Origin of the sequence: Nocardioides sp., from assembly GCF_035503875.1 — a bacterium.
In the GTDB taxonomy this organism is placed as follows: domain Bacteria; phylum Actinomycetota; class Actinomycetes; order Propionibacteriales; family Nocardioidaceae; genus Nocardioides.
Genome location: NZ_DATJTA010000030.1, coordinates 112,991 through 126,574 on the forward strand (window position 1 = coordinate 112,991; position 13,584 = coordinate 126,574).

Below are 13,584 nucleotides of genomic sequence, written 5' to 3' on the forward strand. Positions count from 1 at the left end.
GTGCGAGCGAAGCGAGCCTCGAAACCCTACGACGTCCTCTTCGACACGGTCGCGACCCGGATCGACCCGGAGCGGGCCCACCACCTGGGCTTCCGGGCGGTCCGGGCCGCGCAACCGGTGCTCTCGCGGCGGCGTACGCCGGGGACGCCGGTGCATGCGATGGGGCTGACGTTCCCCAACGTCCTGGGCCTGGCCGCGGGCTTCGACAAGAACGCCGTGGGGATCGACGCCCTCGCCGCGCTCGGCTTCGGCCACGTCGAGATCGGCACCGTCACCGGCCACGGGCAGCCCGGCAACCCGACCCCGCGGCTGTTCCGGCTCACCGACGACCGCGCGGTCGTCAACCGGATGGGCTTCAACAACGACGGCGCCGCCGCCGTCGCCCACCGCCTGGCTGCTCGCGCCAAGTCCCTCGGTGGTCGTGGCGCGGGATCTTTCGGTGGTCGAGTAGCCGGTCGTGAGGAACGAGCGACCGGCGTATCGAGACCCGTCCTCGGCATCAACATCGGCAAGACCAAGGTCGTGCCGGACGACGACCAGGCCGCGGTCGAGGCCGACTACGAGCGGTCCGCCCGGCTGCTCGCGCCGCACGCGGACTACCTGGTGGTCAACGTCAGCTCGCCCAACACCCCCGGGCTGCGGAACCTGCAGGCGGTCGAGAAGCTGCAGCCGCTGCTGGAGCACGTCCGCCGGGTCGCGGACGAGTCGACGAGCGAGCGAGTGCCGCTGCTGGTGAAGATCGCCCCCGACCTGGCCGACGACGACGTGCTCGGGGTCGCCGACCTGGCCGTGGCGATCGGCCTGGACGGCGTCATCGCGACCAACACCACCATCTCGCGCGCCGGGCTCGCGAGCCCGGACGACGAGGTGGCGGCGGTCGGCGCCGGCGGCCTCTCCGGACGGCCGCTCACCCGGCGGTCCCTGGAGGTGCTGCGGCTGCTCCGCGGCCGGGTCGGTCCGGACCTGACCTTGATCGGCGTCGGTGGCATCACCACCGTCCAGGACGCCGAGGACCGTCTGGACGCGGGGGCCGACCTGCTCCAGGGCTACACGGCCTTCATCTACGAGGGCCCCGGGTGGCCCCGGCGGATCGTCCGAGGGGTCCAGGCGAGGTCATGACCCTGCACGTCACCGGGGAGGTCCTCGACACCAAGCGGACCGGCGCGTACCGCCACCTCACCCTGGTGGCGCCCGGGGTGGCGGAGCGGTTCCGCCCGGGCACGTTCGTCGCGGTCACGCTGGCCGACTCGGCGCGGCTGGCCCGCCGGTCGTACTGGATCCACCAGGTTCGGCCCGTCGGGGGCTACGGTCCCGCGCTGCAGCTGGTCGTGGAGCCCGTCGGGACCGGCGGAGCGTGGCTGGCCGGCCTGCCGGTCGGCGCGAAGGTCGAGCTGACCGGTCCGCTCGGGCGGCCGTTCGCGCTTCCGAAGGAGCCGGTCTCGTGCCTGCTGGTCGGCGAGGACGTCTCCGCGGCGCCGCTGTTCCCCCTGGCCGAGCGGCTGCGGGAGCGCGGCTGCGCGGTCACCCTGCTCGTCGCCGGCCGCGACGAGGCGCACCTGCTCTCGGCCCTGGAGGCCCGCCGCTCGGCCCGCGCCGTCACCGTCGTCACCGCCGACGGCTCGGTCGGTCAGCGCGGCCGGGTCGCCGACGTGATCGCCGAGACCCTGGGCCGCGCCCGCGCTGAGGTCGTGTACGCCGCGGGCCGCCACGACACCCTGCACGCCGTGGCGGCCGCCGCCGAGGACCACGGCGCCTGGAGCCAGACCGCCGTCGAGCTGCCCCAGCCGTGCGCCACCGGGCTGTGCCACGGCTGCCCGCTCCCGGTGGTCGGCGAGGACGGGGTGCCCCGGACGGTGCGCGGCTGCACCGAGGGACCGGTCGTCCGCGGTGACCGGGTGCGCTGGGCGGAGCTGGCATGACGACGACGCTCGCGGGCCTGACGCTCCCCAACCCGGTCCTGGTGGCCTCCGGCTGCGGCGGGACCGGCCGCGAGCTCGCGCCGTACCTCGGTGACGACGGGCTGGCCGGACTCGGCGGCTTCGTCACCCGGTCGATCAGCCTCGACCCGCGACCCGGCGCCGAGCCGCCGCGGGTCGTCGAGACCCCGTCGGGCCTGCTGCACGCCGAGGGCGGGAACCCCGGCCTGGAGCCGTTCCTGGCGACCGAGCTCCCGGAGCTCGTCCGCTCGGGCACCCGCGTCGTCGTCTCGATCACCGGCCGCACGCTGAGCGAGCACGCCGAGCTGGCGCGCCGGATCGGCCAGGCTCCGGGCCTGTCCGCGATCGAGGTCGCGGTCGGCGGCGAGCCGTTCCACGCGGCGAGTCTCGTCGCGGCCGTCGTCCGGGACCTCCCGCGCGGGCTGCCGGTGCTCGCGAAGCTGCAGCCCGACCTGCTCCGCGTCGTCGAGACCGCGCGCGGCGTCCTGGAGGCCGGTGCCGCCGCCGTCGTCCTTGCCGATGCACTGGCCGCAGCCCTGCCCGACGGCCGGCCTGCGGGTCTCTCCGGCCCCGCGATCCGTCCGATCGCCCTGCGCTGCGTGACCGAGGTCTGCGCGGCACTGCCCGACGCGGACGTCGTCGGGGCCGGTGGCATCGGCTCGGCGGCGGACGCGCGCAGCTTCCTCGACGCGGGTGCCGCGGCCGTCCAGGTCGGCACCGCACTGCTCCACGACCCCACCACCGCCGCGCGGATCGCGGCCGAGCTCACCTCAGGAGACACCCCATGACCTTCGGAGCCCGCCTGCACGCGGCCGTCGCGGACCGCGGACCCTTCTGCGTCGGCATCGACCCGCACGCCGCCCTGCTGCACGAGTGGGGCCTGGGTGACGACGTCGCCGGCCTGGAGCGGTTCGCGCTGACGGTCGTCGAGGCGGTGGCGCCGTACGTCTCGGTCGTCAAGCCGCAGTCGGCCTTCTACGAGCGCTTCGGCAGCCGCGGCGTCGCCGTCCTCGAGCGCGTGACCAGCGAGTCCCGGGCCGCGGGCGCGCTCGTGCTGACCGACGTCAAGCGCGGCGACATCGGCTCCACGTCGCAGGCGTACGCCGACGCCTACCTCGACCCGACCTCCCCGCTGGCCGCCGACGCGATCACCGCCAGCCCGTTCCTCGGCTTCGGCTCGCTCGACCCGATGATCGAGACCGCCCGCGCCCACGACGCCGGCGTCTTCGTGCTCGCGCTGACCTCCAACAAGGAGGGGCCGGAGGTGCAGCACGCGCGCACCGACTCCGGTGCCACCGTCGCCGGCACGGTCCTGGACCACCTGCGCCGGCTCAACGAGGGCGCCGAGCCGCTCGGGAGCTTCGGCGCCGTGATCGGCGCGACCATCGGCGAGTCCGCCGAGGACCTGGCGTTCAACGGCCCGGTCCTCGCGCCCGGGTACGGCGCTCAGGGCGGCACCCCCGCCGACATCCGGCGGATCTTCGGCCCCGCCGCCGGCTCCGTGCTGGCCAGCTCCTCGCGCGAGGTGCTCCGCCTCGGCCCCGACGCCGCCGCGATGCGGGACGCCGTGCGCCGGGCCAACGACGAGCTGACGGCGTAGCGCCAGGCCGCCACGCCGCCGGGCCGCGCGTGCCCTCCCCACGGCCGCAATTGCCTCCGCTGGACAGGTCGGGCGCCCGATTCCCTGTTCTACGGCCGCAATTGCGGCCGTAGAACAGCCCGCGCGCTAGCCTCGCCGCGACATGACCTCCGCCCTCGCACGCCGACTGCTCGCCGCGCTCGTCCTGCTCCCGCTGTCCGGCTGCGGCGGCGACGCGACGGACGACTACTGCGCCGCGGTCGAGGAGCACCAGGCCGAGCTGACCGAGATCGTGGCGGCCGGCGGGCCGACCGCGCTGCTGCGCGCACTGGAGGAGTTCCGGGACCTGCAGGACCGGGCGCCGAGCGACATCGCCGACGAGTGGCAGCAGGTCGTGGGGCGGCTGAGCGACCTCGACGACGAGCTGGTCGCGGCCGGGATCGCCCCCGAGACCTACGACCGGGACGCGCCCCCCGAGGGGCTCGACGCGGGGGAGCGTGCGCGGATCGAGGCGGCGGCGAAGGCGCTGGTCTCGCCGGAGACCGCCGGTGCGCTGGAGGGGCTGCAGCAGCAGGCCCGCGACGTGTGCCAGACGCCGCTCACGCGCTGAGGTGTCGAGGTAGAACTCGTTCCTGTCCGCCGATTGCCGGGCATTGGTGGTTCTGACTAGATTGACCTCGCACCGGCCGACCGCACACGAAGGACCCCGACACGTGGCACTGCCCCCTCTCACCCCTGAACAGCGCCAGGCGGCGCTCGAGAAGGCCGCGGCCTCCCGGCGTGAGCGGGCCGAGGTGAAGAACCGGCTGAAGAACTCCGGTGCCTCCATCGTCGACGTGCTGCACCAGGGGCAGACCAACGAGGTCGTCGGCAAGATGCGCGTCGTCGACCTGCTGCAGTCGATGCCGGGCCTGGGCAAGGTCCGGGCGCGCCAGGTGATGGAGCGGCTCGGCATCGCCGAGAGCCGCCGGGTCCGGGGTCTCGGCACCAAGCAGGTCGCCGCCCTCGAAGCCGAGTTCGCCCCGCGCGACCCCGCGTGAGCGGGCCACGCTCCCGGCTCGTCGTCCTCGCGGGTCCCACCGCCGTCGGCAAGGGGACCGTCGCCGCCGCCGTACGCGAGGCGCACCCCGAGGTCTGGATCTCGGTGTCGGCGACCACGCGCGCGCCCCGGCCCGGCGAGGAGAACGGCGTCCACTACTGGTTCGTCTCCGACGAGGAGTTCGACAAGATGGTGGCCGAGGACGACCTGCTGGAGTGGGCGGTCGTGCACCAGGCCGCCCGCTACGGCACCCCCCGCCAGCCCGTGGAGCTGGCGCTCGCCTCCGGGCACCCGGCGATGCTGGAGATCGACCTGCAGGGCGCGCGCCAGGTCCGCCGGACCATGCCGGACGCGCTGTTCGTCTTCCTCAAGCCGCCGTCCTGGGACGAGCTGGTACGCCGCCTCGTCGGCCGCGGCACCGAGACGGAGGAGGAGCGGGAGCGACGACTGGTCACCGCCCGCGAGGAGCTGGCCGCCGAGCCGGAGTTCGACGTCACCATCGTCAACCACGAAGTTCACGCTGCCGCGGAGGAGTTGGTAGCCTTCATGGTGCAATCCCCGACTGATCGTGAGGCGTAACCGCGTGTCTTCTCCGAACATCGCCGCCGAGGGTGTCACCAACCCCTCGATCGACGACCTGCTGACCAAGACGGACAGCAAGTACAAGCTGGTGCTCTACAGCGCCAAGCGCGCTCGCCAGATCAACGCCTACTACTCCCAGCTCGGCGAGGGCCTGCTCGAGTACGTCGGCCCGCTCGTGGACACCCACGTCCAGGAGAAGCCGCTCTCGATCGCGCTGCGCGAGATCAACGAGGACCTGCTCACCTGCGAGGACATCGACCCCGCCGAGCTCGCCGCCGAGGAGGCCGCCGCCAAGGCTGCCGCGGCGGACGCCGCCGGCGCGAGCGAGTAGTTCGCTGACTCGGTTGAGCACCGACGGCTCCGACTCCGTGGCCGCGTCCCCCTCGGGGGCGCGGCCTCGCGTCGTCCTGGGTGTCTGCGGAGGGATCGCGGCGTACAAGGCGTGCGAGCTGTTGCGCCGGTTCACCGAGTCCGGCCACGACGTGACCGTCGTGCCGACGGCGGCCGCGCTCGAGTTCGTCGGCGCGCCCACCTGGTCCGCGCTGTCCGGCAAGCCCGTGGCCAGCGACGTCTGGTCGGCCGTCCACGAGGTTCCGCACGTGCGGATCGGTCAGAGCGCCGACCTGGTCGTGGTCGCTCCGGCGACCGCGGACCTGCTGGCCCGCGCCGCGCACGGCCTCGCCGACGACCTGCTCACCAACACCCTGCTCACCGCCCGCTGCCCGGTCGTCTTCGCGCCGGCGATGCACACCGAGATGTGGGAGCACCCGGCCACCCGGGCCAACGTCGCGACGCTGCGCGAACGCGGCGCCGTCGTGATCGAGCCCGCCGAGGGGCGGTTGACCGGCGCCGACACCGGCAAGGGCCGGCTGCCCGAGCCCGGCGAGATCTTCGAGCTGGCGCGCGGGGTGCTCACTCGGGGGGTCTCGACAGGCTCGACCACCGGAGGTGCCGACCTCGCCGGGCGGCACGTCGTGGTCTCGGCGGGCGGCACCCGCGAGTACCTCGACCCGGTGCGCTTCCTCGGCAACCGCTCGTCCGGCCTGCAGGGGTACGCCCTCGCCCGGGCCGCGGCCGCCCGCGGCGCCGAGGTGACCCTGGTCGCGGCCAACGTCGCGCTGCCCGACCCGGCCGGCGTGAAGGTCGTGCGGGTCGAGTCCACCGCCCAGCTGCGGGCCGAGGTCGTCACCGCCGCCGGCTCGGCCGACGCCGTCGTGATGGCGGCCGCGCCGGCCGACTTCCGGCCGACCAGCGTCAGCGACGCCAAGATCAAGAAGGCCGACGACGGCTCCGCGCCGGCGATCGAGCTCGAGCAGAACCCCGACATCCTGCACGAGATCAGCACCCACCGGGTCCGCCCGGGGAGCGTGATCGTCGGGTTCGCCGCGGAGACCGGCGACGCGACCGGCTCCGTCCTCGACCTGGCCCGCGCGAAGCTGGCCCGCAAGGGCTGCGACCTGCTGGTCGTCAACGACGTGAGCGGGGGAGCCGTGTTCGGCAGCCCCGAGAACGAGGCCGTGATCCTCGGCGCCGACGGCGCCGCGGTCGAGGTGGCCCGGGGCAGCAAGGGCGCCCTGGCCCACGTCATCTGGGACCAGGTCGCGGCGCGCCTCGACTGAGACCGTCTCGGCGCGTGCACGGCCGGCGGCTAGGGTGTGCCCGCAGCGTGAATCTGCATCAATCAACTGCACCATCGAAACGGGAGCGAGTAGGACTGTGGCTGGACGTCTCTTCACGTCGGAGTCGGTGACCGAGGGTCACCCGGACAAGATCGCCGACCAGATCAGCGACTCGGTCCTCGACGCGATGCTGGAGCAGGACCCGCACAGCCGGGTCGCGGTCGAGACCCTGCTGACCACCGGCCTGGTGGTCGTGGCCGGCGAGGTCACCACGACCGGCTACGTCGACATCAAGCAGAAGGTCCGTGAGCGGATCCTCTCGATCGGCTACGACTCCTCGGAGAAGGGCTTCGACGGCGAGTCCTGCGGCGTCATGGTGGCGATCGGCGGCCAGTCGGGCGACATCGCCCAGGGCGTCGACACCGGCCACGAGAGCCGCACCGGCTCGGTCGACGCGATGGACAAGCAGGGCGCGGGCGACCAGGGCCTGATGTTCGGCTACGCGTGCGACGACACCGACGTGCTGATGCCGCTGCCGATCGTGATCGCGCAGCGCCTCGCCGAGCGCCTCACCGCGGTCCGCAAGGACGGCACGCTGGCCTACCTGCGTCCCGACGGGAAGACCCAGGTCACCATCGAGTACGACGAGCAGAACCGCCCGCTGCGCGTCGACACCGTCGTGCTGTCCACGCAGCACTCCGAGGACACCGAGCTCGACAGCCTCGAGGCCGACGTCAAGAAGCACGTCATCGACGTCGTGCTGGCGACCTTCGACATCCCCTCCGAGGGCTATCGCCTGCTGGTCAACCCGACCGGTCGCTTCGTCGTCGGCGGTCCGATGGGCGACGCCGGCCTGACCGGCCGCAAGATCATCGTCGACACCTACGGCGGCATGGCCCGCCACGGCGGCGGCGCCTTCTCCGGCAAGGACCCGTCGAAGGTCGACCGCTCTGCGGCGTACGCCATGCGCTGGGTCGCCAAGAACGTCGTGGCCGCCGGCCTGGCCAAGCGCTGCGAGGCCCAGGTCGCGTACGCGATCGGCAAGGCGCAGCCGGTCGGCGTCTTCATCGAGACCTTCGGCACCGGCACGGTCTCCGACGAGGCGATCCAGGAGGCCGTCCTCCAGGTCTTCGACCTCCGCCCCGCCGCGATCATCCGCGACCTCGACCTGCTGCGGCCGATCTACGCCAAGACCGCGGCGTACGGCCACTTCGGCCGCGAGCTGCCCGAGTTCACCTGGGAGCGCACCGACCGCGCCGAGGCGCTCAAGGCCGCCGTCCAGGCCTGATCCCGCCTCGGGACCGCCCGTCCGGGACCGGGGGTCATGGCTGGTAGGAATACCGCCATGACCCCCGTGCCCGAGCAGCCCGAGCTGCTGCCGGGCATGGTCCGGGCGACCGTGCGGGCGTCGCAGGCCAAGGCCCGCGCGACCCGCGCACGCAAGGCGGCCGAGGCCGAGATCACCGACCGGCTCCCGGTCGCCCGGGTCCTGGTCGACGTGCCGCTGGCCCACCTCGACCGGCCCTTCGACTACGCCGTCCCGGTCACCATGGCCGACGCGGCCCAGCCCGGCGTCCGGGTGAAGGTCCGCTTCGCCGGCCAGGACGTCGACGGCTTCGTCGTCGAGCGTGCGCAGGACTCCGAGCACCCGGGCCGGCTGGCCCCGCTGCGGCGGGTCGTCAGCGCCGAGCCCGTGCTCGCGCCGGCCGTCGCCGCCCTGAGCGCCGACGTCGCCGAGCGGTACGCCGGCAGCCGGGCCGACGTGCTGCGCCTCGCCGTGCCCGCCCGGCACGCGACGACTGAGAAGGAGCCCTCGCCGGCTCCGCCCGCCCCGGCGACCGACGACGGCGACTCCGCCCGCGCCGCCTGGGCCGACCACGAGCACGCCGACGCCTTCCTCGCCCATCTGCGGGCGGGGGGATCGCCTCGGGCGGTCTGGGGTGCGGCGCCCGGTGCGGACTGGCCGCTGCTGCTCGCGCACGCCGCCGCCACCGCCCTCGCCGGCGGGCGGGGCGCGCTGATCGTCGTCCCCGACAAGCGCGACGTCGCCCGGGTCGACCGAGCCCTGGGCGAGGTGCTGGGGGAGGGCCACCACGTCGCGTTGACCGCGGACTCCGGTCCGGCGCAGCGCTACCGCGACTTCCTCGCCCTGAGCCGTGGCGTCCGTCGCGTCGTCGTCGGGACCCGCGCCGCAGCGTTCGCGCCCGTCGCCGACCTCGGCCTCGTCGCGATCTGGGACGACGGCGACGACTCGCACGCCGAACCGCGGGCGCCGTACCCGCACGCCCGCGAGGTGCTGCTGCTGCGCGCGGAGCGGGAGCGCACGGCCGCCCTGATCGGCGGCTTCGCGCGCACCGTCGAGGCCGACTACCTCCTCCGCACCGGCTGGGCCCGGCCGATGCAGCCCCCGCGTGCGGTGCTCCGATCGGCGCTCACCGTCACGGTCGCTGGTGCGAGCGACTTCGACGTCGAGCGCGACGCCCACGCCCGTGCGGCGCGGATGCCCCTGCAGGTGCGGGACCTGGTGCGCGACACCCTCGCGTCCGGTCCGGTCCTGGTGCAGACCCCGAGGTCCGGCTACGTCCCGAGCCTGGCCTGCGAGCGCTGCCGCACCCCGGCCCGCTGCGCGACCTGCTCGGGTCCGCTCGCGCTCCCGGGACCGACCCGGCCGCCGGCCTGTCGCTGGTGCGGCACCGAGGACGAGGCCTGGGCCTGCACCGAGTGCGGCCACCACGGGCTGCGGGCACCGGTGGTGGGCGACTCGCGTACGGCGGAGGAGCTGGGCCGGGCCTTCCCCGGCGTCCGGGTGGTCACGTCGTCGGGCGACCGGGTGCTCGACGAGGTCGACGGCCGCCCTGCCGTGGTCGTCGCTACCCCGGGGGGCGAGCCGGTCGCGGCGGGCGGGTACGCCGCCGTCGTCCTGCTCGACGCGTGGCTCGCGCTCGGCCGGACGGACCTGCGCACCGACGAGGAGGCGCTGCGCCGCTGGAGCAACGCCGTCGGACTGGTCCGGCCCGGCGGCCGTGCCCTCGTCGTCGGCGACCCCGCGCACCCGGCGATCCAGGCGCTGGTTCGCTGGGACCACGCGGGCTTCGCGGAGCGCGAGTCGACCGAGCGCCAGGCCGCCCACCTGCCCCCGGCGTCCCGGCTGGCGACGATCACCGGCGACCCTGGCCCGGTCGACGACGCCGTGACCCTCCTCGACCTGCCGGACGCGGCCGAGGTGCTGGGACCGGTGGAGACCGAGGACGGCTCACGGGTCGTCGTCCGCGTCCCGCGCGCCCGGGGCGCCGACCTCGCCCGCGCGCTCGGTCAGCTCCAGCGGGTCCGCTCGAGCCGCAAGCTGGACCCCGTCCGCATCCAGGTCGACCCGTACTCCCTCTGACCCCGCCACCCGCCCAGTCAGCAGAACTTGCGCGTCGAGTCGGCAGAAGTTGCGCGTCGAGTCGGCAGTACTTGCGCGTCGAGTCGGCAGAACTTGCGCCGACTCGGCGCGGCGGCGCGCGGACGGCTCTCTAGACTCCTCGGGTGGCCATCCAACCCATCCGCCTCTTCGGCGACCCGGTCCTGCGCAAGCCGGCGATCGAGGTCGTCGACTTCGACAAGGAGCTGCACCGCCTGGTCGCGGACCTGACCGACACGATGCTGAACGCGCCGGGGGCCGGTCTCGCGGCGCCGCAGATCGGTGTCGGGCTCCGGGTGTTCACCTGGTACGTCGAGGGCGAGGTCGGCCACCTGGTCAACCCGGTCCTCGACCTGTCCGAGGAGCAGCAGGACGGCCCGGAGGGCTGCCTGTCGATCCCCGACCTGACCTTCGACTGCAAGCGCGCGCTGCAGGTGGTGGCGCGCGGCTTCGACATGCACGGCGAGCCGGTGACGATCCAGGGCACCGACTACCTCGCCCGTGCCCTGCAGCACGAGACCGACCACCTCGACGGGGTGCTGTTCGTCGACCGACTCGACGGCGATGCCCGCAAGGCCGCGATGAAGGCGATCCGCGAGTCGGAGTGGTTCGGTCTGGAGAAGCCCACGGTCAAGGTCAGCCCCCACCCCACGAACGGATTCGGTTTCTGATGCGCGTCGTCTTCGCCGGCACCCCCGAGGTCGCCGTCCCCGCCCTCGACGCCATCGCGGCGTCTCGCCACGAGCTGGTAGGCGTGATCAGCCGCCCCGACGCCCCCGCCGGTCGCGGACGCAAGCTGGTCGCCAGCCCGGTGGCGCAACGCGCGGAGGAGCTCGGCGTACCCCTGCTGAAGCCGGACCACCCGCGCGACCCCGACTTCCAGGCGGCGCTGCGCGAGCTGGCACCCGACTGCTGCCCCGTGGTGGCGTACGGCGCGCTCCTGCCGCAGTCCGCGCTCGACATCCCGCCGCTCGGCTGGATCAACCTGCACTTCTCCTGCCTGCCGAACTGGCGCGGCGCGGCGCCCGTCCAGCACTCGATCTGGGCCGGCGACGAGGTCACCGGCGCCACGACGTTCCGGATCGTCAAGGAGATGGACGCCGGCCCGACGTTCGGGGTGATGACCGAGCGGATCAAGCCCACCGACACCGCCGGCGACCTGCTCGGGCGGCTCGCCGAGGGTGGCGCGGGGCTGCTCGTCACGACCCTCGACCACCTCGAGGACGGCGACATCGAGGCCCGCCCGCAGCCCACCGACGGCATCAGCATGGCGCCGAAGATCACCGTCGACGACGCCCGCGTCGACTGGACCGAGGCCGCCGCCGCCGTGGACCGCCGCATCCGCGCGTGCACCCCCGGCCCCGGCGCGTGGTCGACGTACGACGGCGAGCGGATCAAGCTCGGGCCGGTGAGCGTCGAGCCCGAGGTGTCCCTGACGCCCGGCACCCTCGAGGTGCGCAAGAACGCCGTCCTGGTCGGCACCGGCACCGCCGCGGTCCGGCTCGGCGAGGTGAAGGCGTTCGGCAAGAAGCAGATGCCCGCCGCCGACTGGGCACGCGGGACGCGGGTCGAGACCGGCGCGGTCTTCGGGGCGGAGCCGGGTGCCTGAGCGTCCCGCCACACCCGACGACGTCGACGCGATCTGCCGGTCGCTGCCGGAGGTCGAGTTCGGCACGTCGTGGGGCGACGTCCCGACGTACCTCGTCCGCGGCCGCGGCTTCGTGCTCTTCCGCAAACCGCACCACTCGGCGATCGACCCGGAGACGGGGGAGGAGTACGACGACCTGCTGGTGATCGTCACGCCCACCGAGCTGGAGAAGCAGGCGCTGGTCGACGACGAGCGGCTGCCGTTCTTCACCATCGACCACTTCCGGCGCACCAACGCTGTCCTCGTCCAGCAGTCGCGTCTCGGCGAGCTCGGCCGCGACGAGCTGGCCGAGATCATCACCGAGGCCTGGGCGGCCCGGGCGCCGAAGCGGCTGGTGCGGGAGCACCTCGGTGATGGCTGAGCCGGGCCGCCGGGGAGGTCGGCGGGGGAGCCGGCGTCCGGCGCCGCGCAAGGCGACCGGACGACCGGGCGATCCGGCACGCCTGGCGGCACTGCAGGTGCTGCAGGCGGTCCGGGTCGACGACGCCTACGCGAACCTGGCCCTACCCGCCGCGCTGCGCGACCACGGGCTGCAGGGCCGCGACGCCGCGTTCGCGACCGAGCTCGTCTCGGGCACGCTCCGCCGCCGCGGCACGTACGACGCGGTGCTGGCCGCCTGCATCGACCGGCCGCTCGCCAAGGTCGAGGCGAAGGTGCTGGACGCGCTCCGGCTCGGCACCCACCAGCTGCTCGGCATGCGCGTGCCCTCGCACGCCGCACTGAACACGACCGTCGACCTGGTCCGCTCCCGGGTCGGACCGGGCGCGGCCTCGTTCGCCAACGCGGTGCTGCGGCGGGTGAGCGAGCACGATCTCGACACCTGGATCGGGCGGGTCGCACCGGACCCGGACGCCGATCCGACCGGTCACGCCGTCGTCGCGTACAGCCATCCCGCGTGGGTGGTCGACGCGCTCCGCGAGGCGGTCGGCGCCGACGAGCTGCCCGCGCTGCTCGCCGCCGACAACGAGCCGCCGCGGGTCACGCTGGTGGCCCGGCCCGGCTGGGCGCGGCGCGACGAGCTCCCGGGCGAGCCCACGCCGTACTCGCCGTACGGCGTCGTGCTCGACGGCGGCGACCCGGGTGCGGTCCCGGCCGTCGCCGAGGGCCGGGCCGGGGTCCAGGACGAGGGCTCGCAGCTCGTCGCGGCTGCCCTGGCGGCGGCTCCGCTCACCGGATCGGACGCGACCTGGCTCGACCTGTGCGCGGGCCCGGGCGGCAAGGCCGCACTGCTGGCCGCGATCGCCGCCGAACGGGGTGCAACGCTGCTCGCCAACGAGCGGCAGCCGCACCGTGCCCGTCTCGTCGCCCGGGCGACCTCCGGGGGTCCCGGCGTGCTCGGGGTGGTGACCGGCGACGGCACCGCGCCGCCGTACCGACCCGCGAGCTTCGACCGGATCCTCGTCGACGCGCCCTGCACCGGCCTGGGTGCGCTCCGGCGGCGACCGGAGTCCCGCTGGCGCCGCCGGCCGGAGGACCTCGCCGAGCTCGTGGTGCTGCAGCAGCAGCTGGTCGGTTCGGCGCTCTCGCTGGTCCGCCCGGGCGGGGTGGTTCTCTATGCCACCTGCTCCCCGGTCCTCGCCGAGACGGCCGGCGTCGTGCGAGCGGTCCTCGACGCGCGTTCCGACGTACGCCTCGAGGACGCCGGGGCACTTCTCCCGCAGGTCCCGGACTGCGCCGGCCCCCTTCCCGGCACCCTCCAGCTGTGGCCGCACCGTCACGCCACCGACGCCATGTTCCTGGCCCTCCTGCGTCGGGACGGCTGACCCGTCGGCGGGAG

The 13,584-nt window shown here is 74.5% G+C and carries 15 protein-coding genes; all 15 read left to right on the forward strand.

Features of this window, described 5'->3' with window-relative positions; translation table 11 throughout:
- Positions 1 to 1,119: a quinone-dependent dihydroorotate dehydrogenase gene (locus tag VMF51_RS07510; RefSeq protein WP_325473792.1), complete on the forward strand. Its 1,119-nt coding sequence runs from the start codon at positions 1 to 3 to the stop codon at positions 1,117 to 1,119.
- Positions 1,116 to 1,919 (forward strand): hypothetical protein, encoded by an 804-nt coding sequence (locus tag VMF51_RS07515; protein ID WP_325473793.1) that lies wholly within the window; start codon positions 1,116 to 1,118, stop codon positions 1,917 to 1,919. Before VMF51_RS07510 ends, VMF51_RS07515 begins: the two co-directional genes overlap by 4 nt.
- Positions 1,916 to 2,725, forward strand: coding sequence for a hypothetical protein (locus VMF51_RS07520; RefSeq protein WP_325473794.1), 810 nt, complete (start codon positions 1,916 to 1,918; stop codon positions 2,723 to 2,725). The genes VMF51_RS07515 and VMF51_RS07520 overlap by 4 nt, the downstream gene beginning before the upstream one ends.
- Positions 2,722 to 3,537: an orotidine-5'-phosphate decarboxylase gene (gene pyrF / locus VMF51_RS07525; protein ID WP_325473795.1), complete on the forward strand. Its 816-nt coding sequence runs from the start codon at positions 2,722 to 2,724 to the stop codon at positions 3,535 to 3,537. Before VMF51_RS07520 ends, pyrF begins: the two co-directional genes overlap by 4 nt.
- Before the next feature lie 142 nt (positions 3,538 to 3,679).
- The gene (locus tag VMF51_RS07530; RefSeq protein WP_325473796.1) at positions 3,680 to 4,126 is read left to right on the forward strand and encodes a hypothetical protein; all 447 of its coding nucleotides are present in this window, start codon (positions 3,680 to 3,682) and stop codon (positions 4,124 to 4,126) included.
- A gap of 103 nt (positions 4,127 to 4,229) precedes the next feature.
- The gene (gene mihF, locus VMF51_RS07535) at positions 4,230 to 4,556 is read left to right on the forward strand and encodes an integration host factor, actinobacterial type (RefSeq protein ID WP_244927832.1); all 327 of its coding nucleotides are present in this window, start codon (positions 4,230 to 4,232) and stop codon (positions 4,554 to 4,556) included.
- Positions 4,553 to 5,134 (forward strand): guanylate kinase, encoded by a 582-nt coding sequence (gene gmk / locus VMF51_RS07540; protein WP_325473797.1) that lies wholly within the window; start codon positions 4,553 to 4,555, stop codon positions 5,132 to 5,134. Before mihF ends, gmk begins: the two co-directional genes overlap by 4 nt.
- 4 nt (positions 5,135 to 5,138) lie before the next feature.
- Positions 5,139 to 5,468 carry a DNA-directed RNA polymerase subunit omega gene (rpoZ, locus tag VMF51_RS07545; RefSeq protein ID WP_325473798.1) on the forward strand — a complete coding sequence of 110 codons (330 nt, stop codon included), beginning with the start codon at positions 5,139 to 5,141 and terminating at the stop codon, positions 5,466 to 5,468.
- 13 nt (positions 5,469 to 5,481) lie between these two features.
- The gene (gene coaBC / locus VMF51_RS07550; protein ID WP_325473799.1) at positions 5,482 to 6,756 is read left to right on the forward strand and encodes a bifunctional phosphopantothenoylcysteine decarboxylase/phosphopantothenate--cysteine ligase CoaBC; all 1,275 of its coding nucleotides are present in this window, start codon (positions 5,482 to 5,484) and stop codon (positions 6,754 to 6,756) included.
- Positions 6,757 to 6,853: 97 nt separating this feature from the next.
- Positions 6,854 to 8,044: a methionine adenosyltransferase gene (gene metK / locus VMF51_RS07555; protein WP_325473800.1), complete on the forward strand. Its 1,191-nt coding sequence runs from the start codon at positions 6,854 to 6,856 to the stop codon at positions 8,042 to 8,044.
- A gap of 57 nt (positions 8,045 to 8,101) precedes the next feature.
- On the forward strand, positions 8,102 to 10,141 hold the full coding sequence (locus tag VMF51_RS07560; protein ID WP_325473801.1) for a primosomal protein N': 2,040 nt from the start codon (positions 8,102 to 8,104) through the stop codon (positions 10,139 to 10,141).
- A 143-nt stretch (positions 10,142 to 10,284) separates the two neighbouring features.
- Entirely contained in the window at positions 10,285 to 10,830 is a 546-nt protein-coding gene (gene def, locus VMF51_RS07565) for a peptide deformylase (protein WP_325473802.1), read from the forward strand.
- Positions 10,830 to 11,768: a methionyl-tRNA formyltransferase gene (fmt, locus tag VMF51_RS07570; RefSeq protein ID WP_325473803.1), complete on the forward strand. Its 939-nt coding sequence runs from the start codon at positions 10,830 to 10,832 to the stop codon at positions 11,766 to 11,768. The genes def and fmt overlap by 1 nt, the downstream gene beginning before the upstream one ends.
- Complete coding sequence (locus tag VMF51_RS07575; RefSeq protein ID WP_325473804.1) at positions 11,761 to 12,168, forward strand: MmcQ/YjbR family DNA-binding protein; 408 nt, start codon at positions 11,761 to 11,763, stop codon at positions 12,166 to 12,168. Before fmt ends, VMF51_RS07575 begins: the two co-directional genes overlap by 8 nt.
- Entirely contained in the window at positions 12,161 to 13,570 is a 1,410-nt protein-coding gene (locus tag VMF51_RS07580; RefSeq protein ID WP_325473805.1) for an RsmB/NOP family class I SAM-dependent RNA methyltransferase, read from the forward strand. The genes VMF51_RS07575 and VMF51_RS07580 overlap by 8 nt, the downstream gene beginning before the upstream one ends.
- The last annotated feature ends 14 nt before the right edge of the window (positions 13,571 to 13,584 follow it).